This window comes from Lyngbya aestuarii BL J (assembly GCF_000478195.2).
GTDB lineage: Bacteria > Cyanobacteriota > Cyanobacteriia > Cyanobacteriales > Microcoleaceae > Capilliphycus > Capilliphycus aestuarii.
Genome location: NZ_AUZM01000177.1, coordinates 1 through 2001, shown reverse-complemented (window position 1 = coordinate 2001; position 2001 = coordinate 1). Strand labels below are relative to the sequence as shown.

Below are 2001 nucleotides of genomic sequence, written 5' to 3'. Positions count from 1 at the left end.
CTCCTATAAACTTTCAGGGGATTTATCGTTTAAAACTTTTGATTTATAGTTCCATGAAAATTCATCAAACCTTCATCCATTTTCTCCTGATTGTTACTTTAGTCTTGTTCACTTTTGCTTCTCCAGTTCAAGCGGCTAACTCCCAAAATGGTGCTAAGATTTTTAACCTGCAATGTGCGGGTTGTCATGTCGGAGGCGGTAATATTATCAGATGGGGGAAAACGCTCAAGAAAAACGCATTAAACCGCAATGGATATGATACGATTGAGGCGATTTCTTACTTAGTTACTCAGGGGAAAGGTAATATGCCTGCTTATAAAGAACGTTTAACCCCCAAAGAAATAGAAGATGTTTCTGATTATGTGATGAAACAAGCGGAAAACAATTGGAAATCTTAGTTATTCAACTCTGTTTTAACAGATGTTCAAGTTGGCAAATGGCTAATGAGTGAGATAGAATAGGAGAGAAACAAAAGATCATTATCCCTAATTCACATCTCTTAAAGTAGAGATTAAAAAGAGATGATTAAACTGCTAATTTTGATAGCTTTCCTGATCTTTTTCTCTCCCGCCATGGCACAACAGCAAGCCTGTGACCCCTCCTATCCGACGGGAGAAAAGGGTGAAAAAATATGTATTCCTCCTAGCCCTCCTGACTTAGATTGTCAAGATATTTCCTATCGTCGGTTTAAAGTTTTATCCCCAGACCCCCATCGATTTGATCGCGATAAAGACGGAATTGGTTGCGAACAAGACTAATAGAAAAAATCAGGAATTGATTAAAGAAACCAAGGTTTTTAAGTCAGGAACTTCTAAGTCGGGTTCGGCTGCGGTGGGTTGAGTCGCACCTACTTCTTTGCCTTGTTGTCGGTTCACCCAAACTGTGGTTAAACCTAACTGTTTTGCGGGGGCAATATCGTGATATAAACTCTCAGCAACGTGTAATAGTTTATCTGGGGATAGTCCAATTTTTTCTAGGGTAAATTCAAAGTTTCTCAGGGTAGGTTTATAGGATTTGACTTGTTGAGCAGTAATAACGTCATCAAATTCTACCTGTAACTGTTGAGCCGTTTGAGCAAATAAATCATCATCAATATTAGAAATAATTACCAAACGATACTTTTGCTTTAACGCTTGTAACGCTTCTACGGTATCAGAAAAAGTTTTCCAAGTTTCAATCGACTTCCATAAACTCTCTAATTCAGAAATTGTGGGTTCAAACTCCAACCGTTCCCCAATTTTTTGAACAACTTCTCGCAAAACATCTTTATAATTTTGATATTTTCCACTTTGAGCAATTGGCTCATATTCAGAAAAAAACTTTAACAATTGTTGTTCGTCGCAGTCAATTTGATGATCGGAAACAATTTTTTGTAAAACGGGAGTAATGCCATTTTCCCAATCAATTAAAGTTCCGTAACAGTCAAAACTCAAAGCCTCAAATTGATTAAATTTTAACATTTCCAACCTCCTAAACTCTAATATTTTTTACTTAAACCATGATTGCCAAGCTGACCAACTTTTAACTAAATTAGCTAATTTAGCATAGCCCTTTTCACGGGGATGTGCGCCATCATAGTTTTCAACTTCACTCATCCAAACCGCAGAAGATTTTAAGGGTGTAAAAACATCAAGATAGGGAATATTAACCTGCTCACAAATAAACTGTATTTTTTCAGATAAATTATTAATTCTCTGATTTTGTTCAATGTCTGCAATCGGTGGAGGCCCAATCATTAAAACCGGAAAATGAGATGAAGCTGTTGTTAAAATTTGACGGGTATTATTAAGAGAGTCAGATAAACTCACCCGTGTTTTTCCCTGTTCAATAGTCGTATCATTCACCCCAAAAGAAAACACCACTTGGCTGTCATCTTCTGGGGATAAACGACAAGAAACTTCCCCCAACCAACGTTTCAGAATATCTGCACTGGTTTCTCGTCGGATACCTAAGTTATAGTGAGTAATTTCATCCGGGTATTGATGAGCCTCAACACAAACT

Annotated in this window: 4 protein-coding genes; 2 read left to right on the top strand and 2 right to left on the bottom strand. The window is 37.2% G+C overall.

All coding sequences use genetic code 11. From position 1 onward, the window contains the following. Positions 1 to 398: cytochrome c6 PetJ (gene petJ, locus M595_RS27285; RefSeq protein ID WP_238987150.1), on the top strand; the 398-nt coding region annotated here is incomplete at its 5' end. A 123-nt stretch (positions 399 to 521) separates the two neighbouring features. Beyond that, the gene (locus M595_RS27280) at positions 522 to 758 is read left to right on the top strand and encodes an excalibur calcium-binding domain-containing protein (RefSeq protein WP_023068261.1); all 237 of its coding nucleotides are present in this window, start codon (positions 522 to 524) and stop codon (positions 756 to 758) included. Positions 759 to 767: 9 nt separating this feature from the next. On the opposite strand, the gene M595_RS27275 is transcribed toward M595_RS27280, so the two are convergent. Further along, positions 768 to 1460 (bottom strand): haloacid dehalogenase type II, encoded by a 693-nt coding sequence (locus M595_RS27275; protein ID WP_023068229.1) that lies wholly within the window; start codon positions 1458 to 1460, stop codon positions 768 to 770. Between the two features lie 27 nt (positions 1461 to 1487). Further along, positions 1488 to 2001, bottom strand: a 514-nt coding sequence (locus M595_RS27270; protein ID WP_023069821.1) for a GDSL-type esterase/lipase family protein, incomplete at its 5' end; no start/stop codon positions are given.

Bases quoted from the DNA above. Each gene is read 5' to 3' on its own strand.
- M595_RS27280 (WP_023068261.1), top strand. From the start codon at position 522: ATGATTAAACTGCTAATTTTGATAGCTTTCCTGATCTTTTTCTCTCCC.
- M595_RS27275 (WP_023068229.1), bottom strand. From the start codon at position 1,460: ATGTTAAAATTTAATCAATTTGAGGCTTTGAGTTTTGACTGTTACGGA.